The sequence below is a fragment of the Sinomonas sp. G460-2 genome (assembly GCF_047759905.1).
GTDB lineage: Bacteria > Actinomycetota > Actinomycetes > Actinomycetales > Micrococcaceae > Sinomonas.
On the sequence record NZ_JBKZWT010000233.1, the window covers coordinates 1 to 5,775 of the forward strand.

Consider the following 5,775-nt stretch of genomic DNA (forward strand, 5'->3'; position numbering starts at 1 on the left):
GCATCTGCCGCACCGGCCCCACCACACGCCCCGGCGTCACACCAACACCGTGAAACTGCTGCATGTTCGACCTCGAACTTTCTCCGCTAGGCGGCTACAGGCTGGGCTTCCACGGCCGCGGGGGCCTTCCGCCCAACGTAGCGCTTGAGGCCGATGGTGGCCAGAGCCGTCACCACGACTCCCACCGCGATCGAGACGACCCACAGGACGAAGTTGTCGATCGCGAAGAAGACGAAGATGCCTCCGTGCGGGGCCTTGGATCCGGCGCCGAAGCCCATGCTCAGGGCGCCCGTCACGGCGCCGCCGATCATCGAGGCCGGGATGACGCGGAACGGATCCGCGGCGGCGAACGGGATCGCGCCCTCAGAGATGAACGAGGCGCCGAGGAGCCACGCGGCCTTGCCGTTCTCGTGCTCCGCCGCGTTGAACCGCTTGTGGTCGAGCACAGTGGCGAGCGCCATCGCGAGCGGCGGGACCATGCCCGCAGCCATGACGGCGGCCATGACGTGGTACGGCGCGGCGTTGGTCGCCGAGGCGGAACCGAGGCCGGCCACGGCGAACGAGTACGCGACCTTGTTGACCGGTCCGCCGAGGTCGAAGCACATCATGAGGCCGAGGACGATTCCCAGGACGACCGCCGCAGCGCCGGACATGCCCGAGAGCCCGTCGTTGAGCGCCTTAGTAACGAACGCGATCGGACCGCCGAGCACGAGGAACATGAGGCCAGAAGCCACGATCGACGCGAGGAGCGGGATGATCGCGACCGGCATGAGGCCACGGAGCCAGCGCGGAGCCGCGAGGGTTCCGAGCCAGTGCGCCACGTAACCAGCCAGAAGGCCGCCTACGATACCGCCGAGGAAGCCAGCGCCCATGAACCCGGCGACGGCGCCCGCCGTGAAGCCGGGGGCGATGCCAGGTCGGTCGGCAATCGCGTAGCCGATGTAGCCCGCGAGGGCAGGGACGAGGAAACCGATCGAGAGCGCACCGATCTTGAACAGCACCGCGCCGAGGTAGGCCCCTAGGGGGCCCCACGCCTGCGGACCAAACTCGGTGGGCAGGTTGAGCAGGTTGTTCTTGACGGCGATCGTGTCGGCGTACTTCGTGATGTCATAGCCGCCGAGCAGGAAGCCGAGAGCGATGAGGAGACCGCCCGCGGCGACGAACGGGATCATGTAGCTGACACCGGTCAGGAGGGCCCGCTTGAGCTTGCCACCCACTGACTCTCGGCCCTCGGGTGCCTGCGACGAGCGGGCGCCGCCCGTCGCGACGAGCCGGCGCCCGTTCGGGTCGGCCGCGATCGCGAGCGCCTCGTTGATCATCACGATGGGCTCGTCGATGGCGCGCTTCACCGGCGACTGCACATAGCCCTTGCCGGCGAAGCGGTCCTTGTCGCGGACGTCGACGTCAACGGCAAACACGACGGCATCCGCGCTGTCGATGACGGTTTGCGGTAGCGGCGTCGAGCCAGCGGAGCCCTGCGTCTCGACGAGGACGTCGATGCCGTGCTCCTTGCCGGCTGCCACGAGGGAGTCGGCGGCCATGTAGGTGTGTGCGATGCCGGTCGGGCACGCGGTGACAGCGACGACGAGCTTGTGATGCGGACGTGCGGGCGCTGCCGCTGGCGCCGGGGCAGCTGCGGCTGCCGGTGCAGCCGCTGCGCCGAGGCCGAGTGCCTCGTTCACGAGTGCCACAATGTCGTCGCGGGTCGCGGCGGCGCGGAGGGCCGCCGTGAAGTCCTTCTTGATGAGGCTGCGCGCGAGCTTCGCGAGGAGCTTGAGGTGCTCCTGGTCGGCGCCGGCGGGGGCCGCGATGAAGAAGACGATGTCCGCGGGGCCGTCCTTGGCCCCGAAGTCCACGGGCCGGGAGAGCCGCGCCATCGCGAGGGACGGCACCGTGACCGCCTCGGAGCGGCAGTGGGGAATGGCGATGCCGCCGGGGACGCCGGTCGCAGTCTTCTGCTCCCGGGCGTAGGCGTCCGCGAAGAGTCCTTCGGCTGCCGTCGCGCGGCCAGCGTCGGCCACGGTCTGGGCAAGCGTCCGGATCACGTCGGCCGAAGCGTCGCCGAGGGCGACGTCCAGCAGGACAAGCTCCGGGCTGATGAGTTCGGTCATGGTCAGTCCTTCGTGAGAGCCGTGACGGTCACGGCGGAGGGATCGGTCTGGTTGACTGCCGGGACGGTTGATCCGGGCAGGGAAGCGGCTGCCGCGCCGTGCGCGACCGCCTGGCGGAGGCGGCCTTCGGCGTCCGCTCCGATGGTGTCGGCCAGAAGATATCCGGCCAGGGACGAGTCGCCGGCACCTACGGTGCTGACGGCCCGGATGGGGGCATGCGTGGCGAACCACGCGCCGTCGGCCGTTACGAGAACGGCACCTTTCGCGCCGAGCGTCGCGAGCACCGCGCCCACTCCCGCGTCGACGAGGGAGCGTGCGGCGGTGGCCGCCCGCTCTGGCGAGGCCTCCAACTCGGCCGGGGTGCCGGCGTCGGGGAGGCCCACGAGCGCGGCGAGCTCGGAGAGCTCGTCCGCGTTGGGCTTGAGGAGGTCGGGGCGCCCGCCGAGCGAGGCCGCGAGCGGCGCGCCGGAGGAGTCGACCGCGATCTTGGGCGCCTCGCCCCCGAACTCGGTGCGCAGGCGCTCCGCCGCCGCCGAGTAGAACGTCTCGGGGACGCCCGGCGGGAGGGACCCCGCGAGCACCACCCACGACGCCCCGCTCGACTGCTTGACGAGCAGCGTGAGGAGCTCCTCCTGCTGCCCGTTGGTCAGCTCGGGACCGGGCTCGTTGACCTTCGTGGTCACGCCGTCCGGCTCCGTGAGCGTCACGTTGGAGCGCAGCGACTGCCCGATCGGCAGCGCCGCGAACGGGACGGCCCGGGACTCGAGACCCGCGAGCACGGGGTCGCCGGGGTCGCCCGGGAGGACGGCGAGCGTCGCGAGACCCGAGGCCACGAGCGCCCGGGACACGTTGACTCCCTTGCCGCCGGATTCCTGCCGGACGGCGACGGCGCGCTGGACCTCGCCGCGCTGCAGGGGGCCGCTGAGCTCGACCGTCCGGTCGAGGCTCGGGTTGGCCGTGAGCGTCACGATCATGCGTTGCCTGCCTTCACTACTTCGACTCCTGCGGACTCGAGCGCCGCGGCGAGGTCGCCCTCGGGGTCGGCGTCCGTGACGAGCGCGTCGACCTGGTCGAGCCGCGCGAACTGGACGAGGGTCTCGACGCCGAGCTTGCTCGCATCGGCGAGGACGACGACGCGTCGCGCCGCCCGCACGAACGCCGCCTTGACCGCGGCCTCCTCGGTGTCCGGGGTGCTGAGCCCGAAGGCCGCGTGCACTCCGTTCGTCCCGATGACGGCGAGGTCCGGGCGAAGGCGCTCGACGGCGTCGACCGTCTCCACGCCGACCGCGGCCCGCGTGAGCCCGCGGATCCGCCCGCCCAGGAGGTGGACGGCGTGGGCGTGGCTCGCGGAGAGCTTGTCCGCGATGGGGAGAGCGTTCGTGATGACGAGCTGCTCGGGGCGGCTGTTCTGCCGGGCGTCGTTGCGGCGGTGCGACGCGCGCTGGAGCATGACGTCGACGAGCGCCTCGGTGGTGCTGCCCGCGTCCAGGAGGATGCTGCCGGGCCGGCTCGCCTCGAGAAGCCCAGCTGCGGCCTCCGCGATGAGCAGCTTCTGGGGAAGATGCTGGACGAGGCGCTCGGAGAGCGTGGTCTCCGTGGTCGAGACGCTGTCCGTGGGGACGGCGCCGCCGTGGACGCGGCGCAGGACGCCGGACTGCTCGAGTGCCGCAAGGTCTCGGCGCACGGTTTCCGTGGTGATGGCGAAACGCTCTGCGAGCTCCGTGACGCTGACCCTGCCGGCATCGGCGACCCGCGCGGCGATGAGCCGCTGGCGCTCCTCGGCGAACATCTGCATCGAATGTCCTTGTCCTCGTGCTCCCCACCCTTCGGGGTGTGGCGTCCATCACAACAACTTTGGTTTGATTGACTCTAGCTGCGTTCATGTGGCTTTGTCAACGGATTCCAACATAAACACAGATTGACTGTGGTGGACACACGTAGAGCCCGGCACTCGGCCGGGCTCTACGTTCCATGACAGGGGCGATCCTGTGCTCACACAGTCAGGCTCACAACTCCTCGACCTCTCCATCCCGATGCCGCACCACCGTTGTCCTCCGCGCCGTCGACGCCATGATGATCGACACGATGAGGCCGATGCCACCAACGACCATGAGGATGTAGCCGATGATCGTCTGGTTGACATACGGAATGAGGCCGGGGGCAATGGCGAACGCGAGGATGGCACCTAGCGCGATAAGAACGATCGATGAACCAATTCGCATGATCCACTCCTGACTGGTTGGCTGGGTGCGGGGCCGCACCCGGTCGACGCACAGCTACTACCCGGTTCTCAGGACGCCAAACAGTGATTCGCTGGGCCTCGCGTTAGGCTCGGCTCATGCCAGCGCGTGAGCTCGACGTCGTGTGGTCTCGCCCCGCCGCCGAGCGTGTGGGCACGCCACTCCTCGTGCTGCTCCACGGCTACGGGAGCAGCCCCGAGAACATCCTCGCCGCGACGCACGGCCTTCCGCCCGAATTCACCCTTGCGGCGCCGCGCGGCCCGCTCGACGTAGGTGGGGACCGCGGCTGGTTCCTCCTCGACTACTTCCTTGCGAACGACTTCGCCGAGGTCATGGCGACGACGACGGCGGTGCAGGCCTGGGTGAACACCGTCCGCGGATCGCATGCGAGCGTTTCGCTCGTGGGCTTCTCGCAGGGCATGGCCCTCGCGAGCACGCTCCTGCGGCTCAAGCCCGAGGCCTACGCGGCGACCGTGGGCCTCTCCGGATTCGTGCTCGAGAGCGAGATCCTGTCTCTCACCGAGAGCCTCCCGGAACGCCCGGCGTTCTTCTGGGGGCGCGACGCCGAGGACCCCGTGATCAATCCCGACGCCGTCGCGTACTCGGCCGAATGGCTCGACGAGCATGTGCAGCTCACCGCGCGGACCTATCCGGGAATGGGGCACCGGATCGGGCGGCCCGAGCTCGCCGATGTGGAGGTGTTCCTGCGCCATTACGTGCTGAACGCCCGGCACTCCGAAGGGGACCACCGCTAGGCTGGAAAGCATGGCGAGGAAGAACTCAGCCCTCCGGATCGCCCACGGGACCGCGCACGGCGCGATGTTCGAACGTGACGGCACGGTCCGGCCGGGCCTCCAACGAGCCCTCCTGCGTGCCGTCGACGTCCAGCGCCCCTTGGTCATGGCCAACCTCCGGCGCATGCGGAAGCAGCACCCGGACTTCACGGTGGATCAGCTGAGCCGTCGGCTCGAGCGCGACTATCTCGCCGCCGTCGCGGGGGCGGGTGCGGCCGTCGGCGGGACGGCCGCGGTCCCGGGAGTCGGGACCGTCACGTCGCTGGGGCTCTCCGCCGTCGCGACCGTCGGGTTCCTCGAGGCCACGGCCGTCTTCGCGGCGTCGATCGCCGAACTGCACGGGGTCCACCTCGAGGACCCCGAGCGCGCCCGGACCACGGTCATGGCGATCATGCTCGACGAGGAGGGCGCCGCGCTCCTGAGCGCGTTCACGGGCCAGGCCTTCGGGCATGGCGCCGCGCCGCAGCGCGCCTGGGGCGCGGCGATCAACCGCTCCATGCCGTGGCCCACCGCGAGGCTCGTGCAACGCCAGGTCCAGGATCGTTTCCTCAGGTGGCTCCTGCGCAAGCAGACCGGCGCGTTCCTCGGCCGCGCCCTCCCGTTCGGCGTGGGGGCCGTGGTCGGTGGGGC

At 70.3% G+C, this 5,775-nt stretch carries 6 protein-coding genes; 2 read left to right on the forward strand and 4 right to left on the reverse strand.

From position 1 onward, the window contains the following. Window positions 1-86 precede the first annotated feature (86 nt). The 4 genes from ACLN58_RS16745 to ACLN58_RS16760 form a co-directional block, all read right to left on the reverse strand. The gene (locus ACLN58_RS16745; protein WP_415856387.1) at window positions 87-2,111 is read right to left on the reverse strand and encodes a fructose-specific PTS transporter subunit EIIC; all 2,025 of its coding nucleotides are present in this window, start codon (window positions 2,109-2,111) and stop codon (window positions 87-89) included. A gap of 2 nt (window positions 2,112-2,113) precedes the next feature. Next, window positions 2,114-3,085, reverse strand: coding sequence for a 1-phosphofructokinase family hexose kinase (locus ACLN58_RS16750; RefSeq protein WP_415856388.1), 972 nt, complete (start codon window positions 3,083-3,085; stop codon window positions 2,114-2,116). After that, window positions 3,082-3,900, reverse strand: a complete 819-nt coding sequence (locus ACLN58_RS16755; protein ID WP_415856392.1) for a DeoR/GlpR family DNA-binding transcription regulator — start codon at window positions 3,898-3,900, stop codon at window positions 3,082-3,084. Before ACLN58_RS16755 ends, ACLN58_RS16750 begins: the two co-directional genes overlap by 4 nt. A gap of 217 nt (window positions 3,901-4,117) precedes the next feature. Continuing rightward, window positions 4,118-4,333 (reverse strand): DUF6458 family protein, encoded by a 216-nt coding sequence (locus ACLN58_RS16760; protein ID WP_415856389.1) that lies wholly within the window; start codon window positions 4,331-4,333, stop codon window positions 4,118-4,120. A gap of 116 nt (window positions 4,334-4,449) precedes the next feature. Here ACLN58_RS16760 and ACLN58_RS16765 point away from each other — a divergent pair, with 116 nt between their 5' ends. Both ACLN58_RS16765 and ACLN58_RS16770 read left to right on the forward strand, forming a co-directional pair. Further along, the gene (locus tag ACLN58_RS16765) at window positions 4,450-5,106 is read left to right on the forward strand and encodes an alpha/beta hydrolase (RefSeq protein WP_415856390.1); all 657 of its coding nucleotides are present in this window, start codon (window positions 4,450-4,452) and stop codon (window positions 5,104-5,106) included. A 10-nt stretch (window positions 5,107-5,116) separates the two neighbouring features. Next, the coding region (locus ACLN58_RS16770; protein ID WP_415856391.1) for a hypothetical protein at window positions 5,117-5,775 on the forward strand (659 nt) is incomplete at its 3' end.